Below are 17112 nucleotides of genomic sequence, written 5' to 3'. Positions count from 1 at the left end.
GTCCCGGAGCGGTCAAGACCGCTCCCTACAAAGCACCCGTGTCCGAAAGTCCGTAGGGAGGGGTCTTGACCCCTCCGCGGCCTTCCCGCCGGTGCGCAGCCTCCGTACAGCCGCGGGCCGCACATGTGCGGCCCCTACAGGGCAGTATCAAAAAAGATACTGCTTGACAAAAGGCGAAACAGAAGTTAGTATATTCTAAGTCAAATTAGAAATCACTAACCAGGAGGCTTTTATGGCAAACGTCATTATTGTTCTGATTCTGGTGGCTGCCGTCGGCTACGGCATCTACAGCTTTATCCACCATCTGCGCCACGGCGGCGGCTGCTGCGGTGAGCATGACGCCCCCGCTAAAAAGGTCAGGGCGGCGGACACCAACAAGAGCCACTATCCGCACCGCCTCGTCATGGGCGTGGACGGCATGACCTGCCAGAACTGCCAGCGCCATGTGGAAAACGCATTGAACACCCTGCCCGACACACTGGCCGAGGTGAACCTGAGCGCCCGGCACGTGACGGTCTGGACGAAGGCCGACGCCGACGAGGAGGTCATCCGCAAGGCCATCCGCGACGCAGGCTACCTGCCGCTGCGCACGAAGGAAAAGGTATGATTTTTCGGGTATGTCCCGGCCTCTACCGCACTATGTAAAAAAGGAACAACCGCTTATGATGATCAACAAACGCCTGATTTCGATGATGGGCGACTCCAAACAGTACATTGCGTGGAATGTTGTGCTGCAATTCCTTGCACTGCTGGCCAATATCGTGATGATCTTCGCCGTGTCCCTCTTTCTAACGGGACTTGTGCGCAGAGAGCCGGACCTGCCCACCGCACTTCTGTACATTCTCGGTGCGCTGATCGTGCGCTTTTTCTGCACGTGCGGCGCGGCGTCGGCCAGCTACAACGCCAGCTGCACCGTCAAAAAAACGCTGCGCGCCGCCATTTATGAAAAGCTGCTCCGCCTGGGCGGCAGCTACACCCAGGCCGTGCCCACCGCGGAGGTTTTGCAGCTGGCAGGCGAGGGCGTCGAGCAGCTCGAGACCTACTTCGGCGCGTATCTACCGCAGTTTTTCTACGCCATGATCGCACCGGTCACGCTGTTTATTGCGCTGGCCCCAGTCAGTCTGCACGCGGCGGTCATCCTGATGATCTGCGTGCCGCTCATCCCGGTTTCCATCGTGGCTGTGCAGAAATTTGCTAAAAAGCTGCTGGGCAAGTACTGGGGCCGGTACGCTGCGCTGGGCGACAGCTTTTTGGAGAACCTGCAAGGGCTGACCACGCTCAAGATTTATCAGGCCGACGGGGCCCGCCACGCGGCCATGAACCGTGAGGCCGAGCACTTCCGCAAGGTGACGATGAAGGTGCTGACGATGCAGCTCAACTCGATCATCGTCATGGACGTCATCGCCTACGGCGGCGCGGCGCTGGGCATCATCGTGGCCGCGCATGAGTTCAATGCAAACCGCGTAACATTGCCGGGCGCTCTCTGCATCATTCTGCTGTCGGCGGATTTCTTCCTGCCGATGCGCGCGCTGGGGTCGTACTTCCACGTTGCCATGAACGGCATGGCCGCCAGCGACAAAATTTTCAAGCTGCTGGACCTGCCCGAGGGCAGCGCCAGGACCGCCCAGCTCGGCGCGGACTGCGCGATTGCCTGCCGTGACCTGCACTTTGGCTACACGGCCGAAAAAGAGACGCTGCATGGCTTAAATCTCGACTTTCCGCAGGGCAGCTTCACCGCGCTGGTGGGCGAGAGCGGCTGCGGCAAGTCCACGATTGCCGCCGTGCTGACCGGGCGCGTGTCCGGCTACACGGGGCATGTGACCATCGGCGGGCAGGAGCTTTCCGCCGTCAGCGAGGCCAGCCTGCTCAAAAATGTAACACTCGTCAGCCTGGGCAGCCACCTCTTTAAAGGTACGGTGGCCGACAACCTGCGGATGGCCGCGCCCGGCGCAGACGACGGTGCGCTGTGGGGTGCGCTGGAGCAGGTGAATCTGGCGGACTTTCTGCGCTCGATGGACGGACTGGACACCCCGCTGACCGAGGGCGGCGGCAACCTGTCCGGCGGCCAGCGGCAGCGGCTGGCACTGGCCCGCGCACTGCTGCATGACAGTCCCGTCTATATTTTTGACGAGGCAACGTCCAACATCGACGTAGAGAGCGAGAACGACATCATGGCGGGCATCCACCGGCTGGCCGGGCGCAAAACGGTCATCCTGATTTCCCACCGCCTTGCCAACGTGACAAAGGCGGACAATATTTACGTGCTGGATCACGGCCATCCGGCGGGGCAGGGCACGCACGAGGCACTTCTGGCGCAGGGCGGGCTGTACGCCGACCTGTGGAACCGCCAGCAGGCACTGGAAAACTACGGGAAGGAGGCACAGTGATGGAAAACAAACGTACCCGCGGCAATTTCAACGTCATGTGCCGCCTTGTAGGGCTGGTACGCCCTCTCGCCCCGGTCATGGTCTGCGCCGTGCTTCTGGGCGTGGCGGGCTTCCTCTGCGCCATCTTCATCCCGGTTCTGGGTGTGTATGCGCTGCTGGACAGCCTGCATTTTTCTGTGCCCGTTGTACTCAAAACCGCCTGTATTTTGCTGCCGATTCTGGCCGTGTCCCGCGGCGTGCTGCACTACGCGGAGCAGGGCTGCAACCATTTTATCGCCTTCAAGCTGCTGGCACTTATCCGGGACAAGGTCTTCGGCGTGCTGCGCCAGCTCGCCCCCGCCAAGCTGGAGGGTCGCGACAAGGGCGACCTGATCGCCGTGCTGACCGCTGACATTGAGCTGCTGGAGGTTTTTTACGCGCACACGATCTCGCCCATCTGCATTGCCGTCATCGTAAGCGTCGTTATGGCGTGCTTTATGGGCAGCTATGCACCCGCGCTGGGGCTGTACGCGGCGCTGGCCTATGCGGTCATCGGCATCGGCATACCCGTGGCAGCCGCCAGAGGTGCGCGCAAATCGGGTGAGAGCTTCCGCGCGGAGTTCGGCGCGCTGAACGGCTTTGTGCTGGACAGCCTGCGTGGCGTGCGGGAGAGCCTGCAATACAACGACGGCGCGCATCGGCTGGCGCAAATCAACCAGCGCACCGACGCGCTGGCCGGGCAGGAGCGCCGCCTGAAGGAGGCCGGCGGCACGGCACAGGCCGTGACCGGGGCCATCATCCTGCTGTTGGACGCCGGTATGCTGGCGCTGGCTGGCAGCCTGTTCATGGCGGGTGCCATCGGGTTTGACGGTGCGCTCGTCAGCGTTGTGGCACTCATGAGCAGCTTCGGCCCGGTCATCGCGCTGGCGAATCTCGGCACCGGGCTGCAAAGCACCTTCGCCGCGGGCAACCGCGTTCTGGATATTCTCGATGAGCAGCCCGCTGTGCGCGAGGTCACCGACGGCAGGGACATTGTGTTCCGCGGTGCCGACGCCCGCCGCGTGACCTTCGGCTACCGCGACAGCGAGATTTTGAAGGAGGTCAGCCTGCACATCCCGGAGCACGGCATCGTAGGCATCACGGGCCGCAGCGGCAGCGGCAAATCCACGCTGCTCAAGCTGCTCATGCGATTCTGGGACACGGATTTAGGACAGGTCGAGATTTCCGGCGAGAACATCAAGGGCATCAACACGGCGTCGCTGCGCGCAGCGGAGAGCTTCGTCGAGCAGGACACCGTGCTGTTCCATGACAGTATTGAAGAAAATGTCAAAATTGCCAACCGGAACGCGACCCATGAGCAGGTCATGGCAGCCTGCAGGAAGGCGTCCATCCACGACTTTATCATGACGCTGCCGCAGGGCTACGACACGCCCGTCGGGGAGCTGGGCGATACCCTCTCGGGCGGCGAGCGGCAGCGGCTCGGTGTGGCGCGGGCATTTCTGCACGATGCACCGTTCATTCTACTGGACGAACCGACAAGCAACCTCGACAGCCTGAACGAGGCCGTCATCTTGCGCAGTTTGGCCGAGGAGCGGGCCAGCAAGACCGTGGTGCTCGTATCCCACCGCGCCTCGACGATGCGAATTGCTGACACGACGTACTCTGTGGAAAACGGGAGGATGAGCTGATGGCCGTTGCGAACACTGTAGGGGGCGGCGTCCCCGACGCCCCGGAGAAAAAGCGCCAACAGGAAAAGGCCACTGTCGGCCTGATGATTGAGCTATACTGCCGCGGCCATCACGGCACGCCCAAGGGCCGGCTCTGCCCTGACTGCGCGGTCCTGCGGGACTACGCCGATGCGCGGGTGGACCACTGCCCGCATATAGCGACCAAAACGTTCTGCAGCGTCTGCCAAACGCACTGCTACAAGCCCGAGATGCAGGAGCGCATCCGCCAGGTCATGCGCTGGAGCGGTCCGCGGATGCTGTTCCACCATCCCGTTTTGGCGGTGCGGCATCTGGCAGAGACGCGGAAGCAGAAAAAGGGGCAATAAGATATTGAATATGCCGGAAGGGGAGAGAGGTCCCTCCGGCTTTTTTGCTGTCTGTAGGAGCCGGGCACGCCCAGCCCGGCACCTTCCCCGCAAACGAGCGCCCACGTATAGCCGCGGGCGGGGCATGCCCCGCCCCTACAGACCGGCCCGAAAGCGGGTGGTTATCCAATCATCTGCCGTTCCTCCTTTCCTTCACAATTTGTTCAAAACTGCACAATTCAAGTTAGTAATAACTATCTACTTTTCACAAACCTGTTTGGTTAGCCTAACTTCCGTCTTGACATCGGGAGTTAGTGGTGGTAAACTACCATCGTAAGCGGTTAGAGCGTTCTAACCGCATGCTTTTGCTCCAAGCGTTAGCATAGGCTAATATATTGCAAAATTGCAAAAGGGGAGTGTGTGGAATGCCTTTAACGATGACTAAAGCAGGCGATACCGTTACCATCCGAAAGATCACCGGCAAGGATGAGGTCCGCCAGCATCTGGCCGAGCTTGGCTTTGTCGTGGGGGAGACCGTTACCGTGGTCAATGAGATCAGCGGCAACCTCATCCTTCAGGTCAAGGAAGCGCGCATCGCGCTGGATAAGACCCTGGCCATGCGCATTATCGTTGCGTAAAAAATTTGGAATCACAGCCCCTCGGCTGTTTGATTGATTGTACCAAGAGGAGGAACGAAGTATGAAGACTCTGAAAGATGTACAGGTCGGCGAGACCGTCACCGTTGCCAAGCTGCACGGCGAGGGCCCTGTCAAGCGCCGCATCATGGACATGGGCCTGACCAAGGGCACCAAGGTTTACGTCCGCAAGGTCGCACCTCTGGGCGACCCGATGGAGCTGACCGTCCGCAACTACGAGCTCAGCGTCCGCAAGGCTGACGCCGAAATGATCGAAGTTGAGTGAGTTCTGAAAAAGTAAAGAAAGGGGTTTAACCAAATGGCAATTAAAATTGCTCTGGCAGGCAACCCGAACTGCGGTAAAACCACCCTGTTCAACAGCCTGACCGGTTCTAACCAGTATGTCGGCAACTGGCCCGGCGTTACCGTCGAGAAGAAGGAAGGCAAGCTCAAGGGTCACGACGACGTCGTGATCCAGGACCTGCCCGGTATCTACTCTCTGTCTCCCTACACGCTGGAGGAGGTCGTTGCCCGCGGCTACCTCGTCAATGAGAAGCCCGACGCCATCCTGAACATCATCGACGGCACCAACATCGAGCGTAACCTCTACCTGACCACCCAGCTGATCGAGCTCGGCATCCCCGTGGTCATGGCCGTCAACATGATCGACCTCGTCCGCAAGAACGGCGACAAGATCGACCTGAAGAAGCTGTCCAACGAGCTGGGCTGCGAGGCCGTCGAGATCTCCGCCCTGAAGAACGAGGGCAGCGAGAAGGCTGCCGAGCTGGCCGTCGCCGCTGCCAAGAAGGGCAAGGCAGGCGAGCTGCCTCACGTCTTTACCGGCAGCGTTGAGCATGCCATCGCCCACATTGAGGAGTCCATTCAGGGCAAGGTCGATGGCCGCTTCCTGCGCTGGTACGCTGTCAAGCTGTTTGAGCGCGACGACAAGGTCCAGGCTGAGCTGAACCTGAACAAAGAGCTGCTGGACCACATCGACGCCCACATCACCGACTGCGAGAAGGAAATGGACGATGACGCCGAGAGCATCATCACCAACCAGCGCTACGCTTACATCAACGGCGTTGTTGACAAGGCCGTCAAGAAGAAGCCCCGCACCGAGAACCTGACTGTCTCCGATAAGGTCGACCAGTTCGTCACGAACCGTATCCTGGCTCTGCCGATCTTCGCGCTCATCATGTGGCTGATGTACGCCATCGCGATGGGCACCTCCGTTGCGGACGGCGGCATCGGCATCGGCACCTTTGCCACCGACTGGACGAACGATGTTCTGTTCGGTGAGATCGTCCCGAACGCCCTGGGCGGCCTGCTGGAATCCATCGGCGTTGCTGGCTGGCTGTACGGCCTGATCATGGACGGCATCGTCGCCGGTGTCGGCGCTGTTCTGGGCTTCGTTCCCCAGATGCTCGTTCTGTTCTTCCTGCTGTCCATCCTGGAGGATGTCGGCTACATGGCCCGTGTCGCCTTCATCATGGACCGTATCTTCCGCCGCTTCGGTCTGTCCGGCAAGAGCTTCATCCCCATTCTGGTTGGTACCGGCTGCGGTGTTCCCGGTGTTATGGCTTCCCGTACCATCGAGAACGAGCGTGACCGCCGTATGACGATCATGACCACCTGCTTCATTCCCTGCGGTGCCAAGATGCCCATCATCGGCCTGATCGCAGGTGCTCTGTTCGGCGGCAGCAGCTGGGTCGCCACCTCCGCTTACTTCATCGGCTTTGCAGCCATCATCATCTCCGGCATCATCCTGAAAAAGACGAAGTTGTTCGCCGGTGATCCTGCTCCGTTCGTTATGGAGCTGCCCGCTTACCATGTGCCCGCCTGGGGCAACGTCCTGCGCGCTACTTGGGAGCGCGGCTGGTCCTTCATCAAGCGTGCCGGCACCGTCATTCTGGCTGCCACCATCATCCTGTGGTTCCTGCAGGGCTTCGGCTTCGAGAACGGCGCGTTCACGATGGTCGAGGATCAGGACAACTCCATCCTGGCTATCGTTGCAAGCGCAATTTCCTGGATCTTCATCCCGCAGGGCTTCGGCAACTGGCGTGCAACCGTCGCTTCTATCTCCGGCCTGATTGCCAAGGAGAATGTCGTCGGTACCTTCGGTGTTCTGTATCACTATGCTGACGAGCTGTCTGACAACGGCGACGAGATCTGGCCCGAGGTTGCTGCCAGCTTCACCGCCCTCTCCGCTTACAGCTTCATGATCTTCAACCTGCTGTGCGCTCCCTGCTTCGCTGCTATGGGCGCCATCAAGCGCGAGATGAACAACGGCAAGTGGACTGCTATCGCCATCGGCTATATGTGCCTGTTTGCCTACTGCGCTTCTCTGGTCGTTTACCAGATCGGCGGCCTGATCACCGGTGAGGTCAGCTTCAACATCTTCACCATTGTGGCAATCGCCATCATCGCCTTCACGATCTACCTGCTGTTCCGCCCCAACAAGTACGAGGGTGTCAACGAGGTTTCGTTCGATTCCAAGAAGGCTGTTGCTTCCAAGTAATCTTAAATGTATAATACTACCGTATTCTTCCGGAAAGGAGCGGACTTTTTATGATGGAGTTTTTAGCTGCTAATTTTAACCTGCCTACGATCATCGTTTCGATTTTCGTGTTTGGCGGTACCGGCTGGCTCTTGTATCATGAACACAAGACCGGCGGCCTCGGCTGCTGTGACGGCTCCTGCGGGGGCGGTGGCTGCGGCAGTCACGGCGGCTGCACAGGGAACTGCAAAACCTGCGGCGGTGCCTGCCACAGTAAGTAAAGCATAAGTGCCTGAAGGGGGCGCGGGTCCGTTCGTGGCCCGCGCCCCCTTTTAGTTTGGTATAAGGAGAGATGTACCTTGACCCTGACCGATTCCAGCCTGCGTTATCTGCTGGCCATCCACCATCTGGCGCAGCAAAGCACCGAGGTCTCGTCGCTGGCACTGGCGCAGGCCATGGGCGTGACCAAGCCCAGCGTCACCAGCATCCTGACCAGCCTGATGAAGCAGGGGGTCATTGTGCGGCGGCGGTACGGCAAAATTTACATCACGGACCGCGGCGTGCTCTACGCGCGCTATTACGACGAGCTGGTCGAGAAGATTTTGCAGCACTTCCCGCTGGCGGGCGAGGGCTTCACCCCCGAGGAATGCTACAGCGCCGCGGTGGCCATGGCCGTGTCGCTGCCCGCAAGGGAGATCGACGAGAAGTGCGAGAGCCTGTACGGGGAGGATTGTAGGGAGGGGTCTTGACCCCTCCGCGGGGCGTCGAGGACGCCGCCCCCTACAGTAGGGGAGAGATTTATCCCTCACGGGAGGGTCAAGACCCTCCCCTACAAATCACCCATAAAAATTCCCTTTGCAAATTCTATTGCACACCGCCGCGAATTGTGGTAAAGTAAATTTATATAGGTATAAACGAGGGGGAACCATAATGCAGCTGAATCCGCATTACGCCGAGCTGAACGAGAGCTATCTGTTCAGCACCATTGCCCACAAGGTAGCCGACTACCAGAAGGCCCATCCCGAGGCAGACGTCATCCGTCTGGGCATCGGCGACGTCACCCTGCCTCTGGCGGCATCCGTGACGGAGGCCATGCACAAGGCCGTTGAGGAGCAGGGCCACAAGGGCACGTTCCACGGCTATATTCCCAGCGAGCAGGGCTATGAGTTCTTGCGCGACGCTATCCGCAGGTATTACGCGGGCCACGGTGTCGAGCTGGATATGTCCGAAATTTTCATCTCCGACGGTGCCAAAAGCGACCTGGGCAACCTGCTGGACCTGTTCAGTCAGGACAACACGATCCTTGTTCCCGACCCGGTCTACCCGGTCTACGTCGATGACAACGTGATGGCGGGCCGCAAGATTCTCTACCTGCCCGCCACGGCGGAGAACGGCTTCCTGCCGATGCCGGACGAGGCCCCCCACGCGGACATCGTCTACATCTGCAGCCCCAACAACCCCACCGGCGCGACCTACTCCGTCGAGCAGCTCAAGGCCTGGGTCGCCTGGGCGAAGGCCAATGACGCGGTCATCCTGTTTGACGCCGCCTACGAGTGCTTCGTCTCCGAGCCGGGTCTCGCCCGCAGCATCTTTGAGGTCGAGGGCGCGAAGGAGGTTGCCATCGAGGTGTGCAGCTTCTCCAAGATTGCAGGCTTCACCGGCACGCGCTGCGGCTACACCGTCGTGCCGCAGGCGCTGGCCGGCGGCAAGCTGAACAAGATGTGGCTGCGCCGCCAGACTACGAAGTTCAACGGCGTTGCCTATGTTGTGCAGCGCGGTGCCGAGGCCGTCTTTACCGACGAGGGCATGAAGGAGATCCAGCAGAACCTCGACTACTACCGCGCCAACGCCGCTGTCATTGCAGCAGCGCTGGACGAGGCCGGTGTCTGGTACTGCGGCGGCAAGAACAGCCCCTACATCTGGCTGCGCTGCCCCAACGAGATGGGCAGCTGGGAGTTTTTTGACTGGCTGCTCGAGCACGCCCACGTTGTGGGCACCCCCGGCGAGGGCTTCGGCCCCTGCGGCAAGGGGTATTTCCGTCTGACGGCGTTCGGCGATGCCGAGCGCACCAAGGAGGCCGCCGCACGCATCAAAGCGGCGCTGGCCACACTGTAATATTGCGGGAGGGTTTACACCATGAAACCAAATGAAGAAATCATGGAATTTCTGAAAGAGAATCCCACCTTCTACCTTGCCACCGTCGATGGCTATCTGCCCCGCGTGCGTCCCATCGGTTTTGCCATGTGGTACAACGGCCACCTGTGCATTGCCCTGGGCAAGCACAAGGCCGCCTACAAGCAGCTTTTGGACAACACGAACCTCGAGATCTGCGCCGCCAATGACCGCGGCGAGTGGCTGCGCGTGCAGGGCACGGCAAACTTTGACAACAGCCCCGAGGCCCAGGCCGCCGCGTTCCAGGTCATGCCCCAGCTGGCCGACATGTATAATGAGGAGACGGGCAACAAGCTCGGCATCGTCTACCTCGACCATCTGTCCGCCAAGCTCTTCTCGATGTCCGGTGCTGTGAAGGACATTATGAACTACTGATACTTACGTAAAGCCAATGCCCCGGTGTGCGATTCTGCGTACCGGGGCATTTTTGCGTTGCCGAGAGCTGGCACGGGCGGATATGGAATCCGCCCCTATAGCCCCTTAAAAATCGGCTTGTAGGGAGGGGTCTTGCCCCCTCCGCGGGGCGTCGAGGACGCCGCCCCCTACACCGATTCAATGCTTGCTTTGGACTGCTTTGTAGGGGCCGGGCATGCCCGGCCCGCCAGTCTGCGCCGTTGCCCGTTCACGGTTCACCCGTAGGGGAGGGATTCATCCCTCCCGGGCACCTGCCTCCGCCGCGAACCGGCACGGGAGGGTCAAGACCCTCCCCTACAAACTGCCCGGAAACGTGCGCTTATCAAAACGCCGCGGGCCGGGCATGCCCGGCCCCTACCGCTCGGCAAACAAAAATCCCGGTACGTGCTATCACGTACCGGGAAAACTATTTTGCGCTTACTGCTCTTGCGCGGCAAACAGCTGCGGGGCTGCCTTGTAGATCAGCACCGCGGCCACCGTGGTCAGGATGGTCTCGGGCAGCATGTAGCTGCCGTTGTAGGTCAGGCTGTAGGTCCAGGCGGGCAGACCGTCGCTCAGGTTGCCCCAGATCAGCACGCCGGACAGGAAGCTGCACAGGAAGCGGATGCCGCACACCGCTGCCGTGCCGACGGCCACACCGACCAGACGGTTCTTGAACGGCTTGGCAATCGCACCGGCCAGACCCAGCAGGGTGAAGGCCAGCACGTAGTCCAGCAGGATCATACCCACCAGCGGCAGCAGGCCGGGAGCCGGGGGCGCGTAGAAGCCCAGCAGCATCTGCAGCAGGCTGTTGACAAAGCCCGTGAACAGTCCCCATTTTGTGCCGTGGCGGTAGGAGACCAGGATGAACGGCAGCATGCTCAGCAGGGTGATGGAGCCGCCGTTGGGCATCTCAAAAATTTTGATGTTCGCCAGCACGGTGCCCAGGGCGATCATCAGGGCGCACTCCACAAGAGTGCGAGTCTTGGAATAGGTTTTGGACATGGTATCCACTCCTCAAAAAATGTAACGTAAAAACAGGAAAGCGCCCGCAAGGTACACTTGCAGGCGCAAAAGCGTTATGACGTGTTGGGTCAAACTTCCTACGCCGGCATTGCCCGGATCAGGTTCAAGGCGACCCGAAACTGCGGTTTGTTTCGATCTCAGCCGAGGATGCCCCTCAGCGCCCCTGTTTTTATGTCCAAACCTATTATACACGTCCACCGCTGATTGTCAAGCCTTTCAAATTTTATCCACACGATTCCCCCCAGGTTTTACACGCTTTCTTCAATGTTCTTTCATCTGTACCGGGTATACTGCAGCTGTACTCAAAAAGCAACCCGACAGGAGTGATCGATAGGAAGAAAAAGCGTATTCTCTGCGGGGCTGCAAAATTCTAAAGCCTTCCCCCGCGGGGGAAGGTGGCCCCGCAGGGCCGGATGAGGGGTAAGCTACCGATTGCGAACCGCAAACGGGCAGCTATGGCAAGCTCTGCCCTCATCAGTCACCTTACAGTGACAGCTTCCCCCTCGGGGGAAGCCAAAAAGCGGACACCCAATCGGGTGCCCGCTTTTTTATCGGTAAAAATTTACTTGCTGATCTTGATCAGATCCGCGCCCGGCTCCACGGCGCCGGAGGCCACGACCTCGACGTCCTTGAAATCATCGGTGTTCGTGACGACGGTAATCACCACGGCGGGGTGAGCGGCAGCCGCAATTTTGTCCAGATCCATCTCCAGCAGCAGATCGCCCTTCTTGACCTTGTCGCCCTCCTTGACCTTCGGGCTGAAGCCGTCGCCCTTCATCTCGACGGTGTCAACGCCGACATGGATCAGCACCTCAACACCGGCAGTGGTCATGATGCCCAGCGCGTGGCCGCTGTCGGGGGCCTGGGTGATCTCACCGTCCGCGGGGGCGTAAATTTTGCCCTCGGTAGGGTCGATGCCGCAGCACTTGCCCAGGATGCCCTGTGCAAACACCTCGTCGGGGATGTTCTCCATCGCCACAACGGTACCCTTGGCATCAGCAGCCAGGGTCACGGGGAAGGCTGGGGCCGCGGGGGCGGCAGGCTCGGCAGACTTTTTCAGAAAATCAAAGAAACCCATCGTAAAGCTCTCCTTCATCAGCCCGGTCATGCGGGCGTACTTGTAGTTATATTATACCCCGTCTTGCCCCAAAAGGCAAGGCAGGCAAGGGAAACTTGCTTCGCTCACATCCGCCCCTTCACAGCGCGGATGGCCTGCCAGGTGATGCGGGCGATCTCCGCCGCGGGCGGCTGAAAACCGGCCTCCTGCCAGGCTACAATCGTGCCAAAGCAGCCGTTCACCGCAAAGGCCAGCATATATTTCTGCTCCTCGGTGCCGCCGTCGGGTGCAAACTCGCCCAGGCAGCGCTCCGCAATCAGCTTTTTGGCGTTGCGGGTGAACTCCGACTCCCAGCTTTTGCCGTAGAGGGCCTGACAGAGGTCGGGGTTCTCGGTCATGTAGGTGAACAGCGCCACCAGCGCGGGGGGCGCGTCCTCCTGCGAGATGCTGGGGATCAGGGAGTCCATCAGGTCGTTCAGCCGTGCCAGCTGGGCGGCCTCCATCTGGTCCATCAGGGCATAAATGTCCGCGTAGTGAAAATAGAATGTGCCGCGGCTGATCCCTGCCAGCTCGGTCAGCTCCCGGACTGTTATTTCCCGCAGACTTTTCTGCTGCAACAGCGTAATAAGCGCCTGGTAGAGCCGCTGCTTGGTCATGCGCACACTGCGGTTTGCGTCCCCTTTGGCGTTCATCGTATGCACCGCCTTCCTCGCGATTTACTACTTTAAGAATAGCGTTTTTTTGCCCCGATGTCAAGGATTTTTAAACCATTTGTCCAAAAATGTCATTCGTTGTGGAGTAAATTTTATAAACATTGCAGTTTACGCATTTTGCCGGATGTGGTACACTGAAACAGGGAAGTGATAGTATGAAAATTGACCGTGCCCGCGCACAAAAAGCCTTTGCCGACTATGCCGCGCACTACAACGCCGCTGACGCCAAGGTCAAATTGAAAATCGACCATACCTACCGCGTGGCGGCGCTCTGCGCCCGCATTGCCCAAAGCCTGGACCTGCCGCCGGAGGATGTCGATCTGGCGTGGCTGTCCGGCATCCTGCACGATGTAGGCCGCTTTGAGCAGCTGCGCCGCTACAACACATTTATCGATGCACAGTCGGTCAGCCACGCCGCGCTGAGCGTCGCGGTGCTGTTCGACGAGGGACGCATCCGGGACTATCTGGACGATGCCGGTGCCGACGCACTGCTGCGCACCGCTGTGGAATGGCACAGCGCGTTCCGTCTGCCGGAGGCGCTGGATGACCGCACGCGGCTGTTCTGCCAGATTTTGCGCGACGCCGACAAGATCGACATTCTGCGGGTCAACGTCGAGACACCGATGGAGGAAATTTACAACGTCAGCACTGCGGCGCTGCGCCGGAGCCCGGTGACGCCCGCCGTGCTGGACGCCTTTAACGCCCACCACTGCGTGCTGCACGGCTTAAAGCAGTACCCCGCCGACAACGCCGTCGGCCATGCGTCGCTTGTGTTTGAGCTGTGCTATCCCGAGAGCCTGCGCATTGTGGACGAGCAGGGCTGGCTGTGGCGGCTGCTGGATTTTAAAACCGATAACCCGGACACCGCCGCTGCGTTTGCCGCCATCCGGGACGAGCTGCACCGCTGGCTGAACGCGCAGTCGGCGTGAGCCGATACTCAAAAAGTTCAATTTCATGGTTTGACAACATAGAAGGACTCCTGCAATCGCATACGCAGCCCGCCCGCAGGCAGACAAAGGGCCGTAGAACGCCCTTTACTTTCCGTCATATCGTTTCTTCCTATTGTTATGCAATCTATTACATCTGTATTACAGATAAATATCAATATCTGCCTCCAAGATAACGATAATAGTCGTAAGGGGGTAGTCAACCTATGGAATATCCGAACATACGAAGCCTACGGGAAGATCACGATTTTCGTCAGTGCGATCTTGCCAGTGTCCTCCACGTATCCCAGAACACCTACTCTCAGTATGAAAACGGCGTTATTGAGCTGACCGCAGAAAGGCTGGTCAAGCTGGCCGACTTCTATAACGTCAGTATAGACTATCTGCTGGGGCGCACCGATAACCCGGAGGTAAACCGCAATTAACAAATGCCGCGCGGCTCACAGGGAGCCGCGCGGCATTTTGCTTCAGAGCAGGCCCTGCACCAGAATGACGGCGATCAGGACCGGCAGAACGTATTTAAAGTAGGGCTTGACCCACTGCGGCATTTTGGGGCCGCTGCCGGTGTTGCACTCGGCGGTGTATTTGTCGAAGCCCCAGCCCCATTTGGTGACACAGAACAGCAGATAAACAAGGCTGCCGCCCGGCAGCAGAACGTTGCTGACAAGGAAGTCCTCAAAATCCAGCACGGTGCTGCCCGCGCCCAGGGGCTGGATGCCGCTCCACACGTTGTAGCCCAGCGCGCAGGGCAGGCCCAGCACGACCAGGGCCGCCGCGCCCACCAGGCAAGCCCTGCGGCGGTCCCAGCCGAAATTTTCCCGCGCACAGGCGATGATGTTCTCAAACACCGCAATGACCGTGGAGAAGCTGGCGAACGTCATGAACAGGAAGAACAGCGCGCCCCACAGGCGTCCGCCCGCCATGTTTGTAAAGACGTTGGGCAGCGTGATGAAAATCAAGCTCGGTCCCGCGTCGGGCGAGATGCCGAAGGAGAAGCAGGCCGGGAAGATGATAAGACCCGCGCAGACTGCCACAATGGTGTCCAGCACGCAGATGCGGGCGGCCTCACCCGGCAGGGTAAAGCGGCGGTCCATGTAGCTGCCGAAAATCTCAATTGCGCCGATGCCGAGGCTTAAGGTAAAGAACGACTGGTTCATAGCCGCTGTAATGACGCTGCCCAGGCCCTGTCCGGTGGCGCGGGACCAGTCGGGCAGCAGGTAGAAGGCCAGGCCCTCGCCCGCGCCGGACAGCGTGAAGCTGTGCACAACCAACACAAGGATCAATACGAGCAGGGCGCTCATCATCCATTTGCCGACCTTTTCCAGACCGCCCTGCAGGCCGCGCCCGCAGACGACAAAGCCCGCCAGCGTGATGACGACCATCCAGAAAACCATCTCGACAGGGTTCGAGAGCATCTCGCCAAAGACGCCGGCGGCCTGCTCGGAGGTCAGGCCGTCAAAGCTGCCGGTCAGGAAGCGGAAGAAGTAGTCGACCATCCAGCCGGAGACGGTGGTGTAGTACATCATCAGCAGCACACAGCCCACCATGCAGAACCAGCCGTGGATATGCCACTTGCTGCCCCCGGGCTCCAGCGCCTTGTAGGCGCTGCGCGCCGCGCCGCGGCCCGCACGGCCCACGGCCAGCTCCATCGTCAGGACCGGCAGACCCATGAGCACCAAAAAGAGCAGGTAGAACAGCACAAAGATGCCGCCGCCGTACTGGCCGGTGACTGTGGGGAAGCGCCAGACGTTGCCGATGCCGATAGCACAGCCCGCGCTGACCAGAATGAAGCCAAGGCGTGAGCCGAAGCTTTCGCGTTGATTTTTGGGGTCCATACAATTCCTCTTTTCTATCCAAAAGTAGAATTATTATAGCGTACCGCGGCGAAACTTGCAAGTGGGGAATCACAGTGTTATAATTATAGCAACACCCGCGGCGTGGGTCGATTGGAGATTTGCCCGTACCTGTAGGGGCCGATGCTCGCATCGGCCCGCCAGCCTTGCGGCAGCCGGAAGGCTCCGCGGGCAAATACTGTCCGCCCCTGCAAAGCGTGCAATACTTTACTAAGGAGTCAAAAATATGCTTCGTTTTGAATGTGACTATGGCGAGGGCGCGGCCCCCGCGGTTTTGGAGTTTCTGCAAAAGACCAATTTCGACCAGACCCCCGGCTATGGCGAGGATGAATACTGCGCCAAGGCCGCCGCGCAGATCAAGCGCCTGTGCGACGCTCCCGACGCCGACGTACACTTTTTCGTCGGCGCGACCCAGGCGAATCTGACCGTCATTGCGGCGGCGCTCAAACCGTGGCAGGGTGTGCTGTGCGCCGACTCCGGGCACATCCATGTGCACGAGACCGGCTCCATCGAGGCCACAGGCCACAAGTGCCTGGCGCTGCCCGGCAAAAACGGCAAGATCACGGCCCGCCAGATCCGCAAAGCCGTGGAGGAGCACCGCGCCAACGCCAGCCACGAGCACGAGGTCCAGCCCGGCATGGTCTACATCTCGAACCCCACCGAGGTCGGCACCCTTTATAACAAGGAAGAATTGACCGACATTTCCGCCGCCTGCTACGAGCTGGGACTCTACCTGTTCGTGGACGGTGCGCGGATGGCCTACGGCCTGACGAGCCCCGCCAACGATCTGAGCCTGCAGGACTACGCCGCGCTCTGCGACGTGTTTTACTTGGGCGGTACCAAGTGCGGTGCGCTGTTCGGCGAGGCCGTCGTCATCACAAACGACGATCTGAAGCCCGATTTCCGCTACTGCCTGAAGCAGCACGGCGGCATGCTGGCGAAAGGCCGCCTGCTGGGCGAGCAGTTCCTGGCTCTGCTGGACGGCGAGGACGGCAGCGGCAGCAGCCTGTATTTCACGATGGCGAAAAAGGCCGACAAGCAGGCCCTGCGCATCCGCGCCGCCTTTGAGGCAAAGGGCTGCAAGGTGCTGCACGACTCCCCGACGAACCAGCAGTTCTTTGTCCTGCCCGACGAGTGGTACGAGAAGCTGGCCGAGACCTACGCCATGACCCACATGGGCAAGCCCGACAAGCACCACACCGCCGTGCGCGTATGCACCAGCTGGGCCACGAAGGACGAAGCCGTGGAGCAGCTGATAGCGGACGTGAACGGGTTGTAAGGCACCCGCCTCCCTTGTAGGGGCCGGGCATGCCCGGCCCGCAGCCTTCCCGCAAACGTTAGTCCGCCTTACCGTGGCGGGCGCACCAAAATAAAAGCCTCCTGCATCACAACCGATGCAGGAGGCTTTTTTGTATCTATTC

Annotated in this window: 18 protein-coding genes and 1 riboswitch; of the genes, 14 read left to right on the top strand and 4 right to left on the bottom strand. The window is 60.0% G+C overall.

The features are described from left to right. Positions 1–232: 232 nt before the first annotated feature. From B5D32_RS01475 to B5D32_RS01425, 11 genes are all read left to right on the top strand, one after another. Positions 233–607 carry a FeoB-associated Cys-rich membrane protein gene (locus tag B5D32_RS01475; protein ID WP_078783303.1) on the top strand — a complete coding sequence of 125 codons (375 nt, stop codon included), beginning with the start codon at positions 233–235 and terminating at the stop codon, positions 605–607. A gap of 58 nt (positions 608–665) precedes the next feature. Next, positions 666–2387 (top strand): ATP-binding cassette domain-containing protein, encoded by a 1722-nt coding sequence (locus B5D32_RS01470; RefSeq protein ID WP_078783359.1) that lies wholly within the window; start codon positions 666–668, stop codon positions 2385–2387. Then, positions 2387–4054 (top strand): amino acid ABC transporter ATP-binding/permease protein, encoded by a 1668-nt coding sequence (locus B5D32_RS01465; RefSeq protein ID WP_242943375.1) that lies wholly within the window; start codon positions 2387–2389, stop codon positions 4052–4054. Before B5D32_RS01470 ends, B5D32_RS01465 begins: the two co-directional genes overlap by 1 nt. Continuing rightward, positions 4054–4419 carry a nitrous oxide-stimulated promoter family protein gene (locus B5D32_RS01460; protein WP_078783302.1) on the top strand — a complete coding sequence of 122 codons (366 nt, stop codon included), beginning with the start codon at positions 4054–4056 and terminating at the stop codon, positions 4417–4419. The genes B5D32_RS01465 and B5D32_RS01460 overlap by 1 nt, the downstream gene beginning before the upstream one ends. Before the next feature lie 404 nt (positions 4420–4823). Further along, positions 4824–5036: a FeoA family protein gene (locus B5D32_RS01455; RefSeq protein ID WP_078783301.1), complete on the top strand. Its 213-nt coding sequence runs from the start codon at positions 4824–4826 to the stop codon at positions 5034–5036. A gap of 61 nt (positions 5037–5097) precedes the next feature. After that, positions 5098–5319: a FeoA family protein gene (locus tag B5D32_RS01450; protein WP_078783300.1), complete on the top strand. Its 222-nt coding sequence runs from the start codon at positions 5098–5100 to the stop codon at positions 5317–5319. 33 nt (positions 5320–5352) lie between these two features. After that, a complete protein-coding gene (gene feoB / locus B5D32_RS01445; RefSeq protein ID WP_078783299.1) occupies positions 5353–7551 on the top strand; it encodes a ferrous iron transport protein B in 2199 nt (732 codons plus the stop codon). Positions 7552–7601: 50 nt separating this feature from the next. Next, on the top strand, positions 7602–7811 hold the full coding sequence (locus B5D32_RS01440) for a chorion class high-cysteine HCB protein 13 (protein ID WP_078783298.1): 210 nt from the start codon (positions 7602–7604) through the stop codon (positions 7809–7811). 78 nt (positions 7812–7889) lie between these two features. Next, a complete protein-coding gene (locus B5D32_RS01435) occupies positions 7890–8279 on the top strand; it encodes a metal-dependent transcriptional regulator (RefSeq protein ID WP_078783297.1) in 390 nt (129 codons plus the stop codon). 181 nt (positions 8280–8460) lie between these two features. After that, entirely contained in the window at positions 8461–9645 is a 1185-nt protein-coding gene (locus B5D32_RS01430; protein WP_078783296.1) for an LL-diaminopimelate aminotransferase, read from the top strand. Between the two features lie 21 nt (positions 9646–9666). Then, a complete protein-coding gene (locus tag B5D32_RS01425) occupies positions 9667–10077 on the top strand; it encodes a pyridoxamine 5'-phosphate oxidase family protein (protein ID WP_078783295.1) in 411 nt (136 codons plus the stop codon). A gap of 456 nt (positions 10078–10533) precedes the next feature. Here the strand turns inward: B5D32_RS01425 and thiT are convergent, their stop codons facing one another. The 3 genes from thiT to B5D32_RS01410 form a co-directional block, all read right to left on the bottom strand. Beyond that, positions 10534–11100, bottom strand: coding sequence for an energy-coupled thiamine transporter ThiT (gene thiT, locus B5D32_RS01420; protein ID WP_078783294.1), 567 nt, complete (start codon positions 11098–11100; stop codon positions 10534–10536). Between the two features lie 78 nt (positions 11101–11178). Then, positions 11179–11296, bottom strand: a riboswitch (TPP riboswitch). Between the two features lie 387 nt (positions 11297–11683). Beyond that, a complete protein-coding gene (locus tag B5D32_RS01415; protein ID WP_242943374.1) occupies positions 11684–12229 on the bottom strand; it encodes a PTS sugar transporter subunit IIA in 546 nt (181 codons plus the stop codon). 74 nt (positions 12230–12303) lie between these two features. Beyond that, positions 12304–12870 (bottom strand): TetR/AcrR family transcriptional regulator, encoded by a 567-nt coding sequence (locus tag B5D32_RS01410; protein ID WP_078783292.1) that lies wholly within the window; start codon positions 12868–12870, stop codon positions 12304–12306. A gap of 176 nt (positions 12871–13046) precedes the next feature. Here B5D32_RS01410 and B5D32_RS01405 point away from each other — a divergent pair, with 176 nt between their 5' ends. Next, positions 13047–13820, top strand: coding sequence for an HD domain-containing protein (locus B5D32_RS01405; RefSeq protein ID WP_078783291.1), 774 nt, complete (start codon positions 13047–13049; stop codon positions 13818–13820). A gap of 224 nt (positions 13821–14044) precedes the next feature. Continuing rightward, entirely contained in the window at positions 14045–14263 is a 219-nt protein-coding gene (locus B5D32_RS01400) for a helix-turn-helix domain-containing protein (protein ID WP_078783290.1), read from the top strand. A gap of 42 nt (positions 14264–14305) precedes the next feature. Here B5D32_RS01400 and B5D32_RS01395 read toward each other — a convergent pair whose 3' ends face one another. Further along, a complete protein-coding gene (locus tag B5D32_RS01395) occupies positions 14306–15673 on the bottom strand; it encodes a sodium-dependent transporter (protein ID WP_078783289.1) in 1368 nt (455 codons plus the stop codon). 244 nt (positions 15674–15917) lie between these two features. On the opposite strand from B5D32_RS01395, the gene B5D32_RS01390 reads away from it, so the two are divergent. Next, a complete protein-coding gene (locus tag B5D32_RS01390) occupies positions 15918–16970 on the top strand; it encodes a threonine aldolase family protein (RefSeq protein WP_078783288.1) in 1053 nt (350 codons plus the stop codon). Positions 16971–17112 lie beyond the last annotated feature (142 nt).

Source organism: Gemmiger formicilis, assembly GCF_900167555.1.
Lineage (GTDB): Bacteria > Bacillota > Clostridia > Oscillospirales > Ruminococcaceae > Gemmiger > Gemmiger formicilis.
The sequence above is the reverse complement of the archived record's forward strand: the minus strand, read 5'-3'. Positions and strand labels throughout refer to the sequence as shown.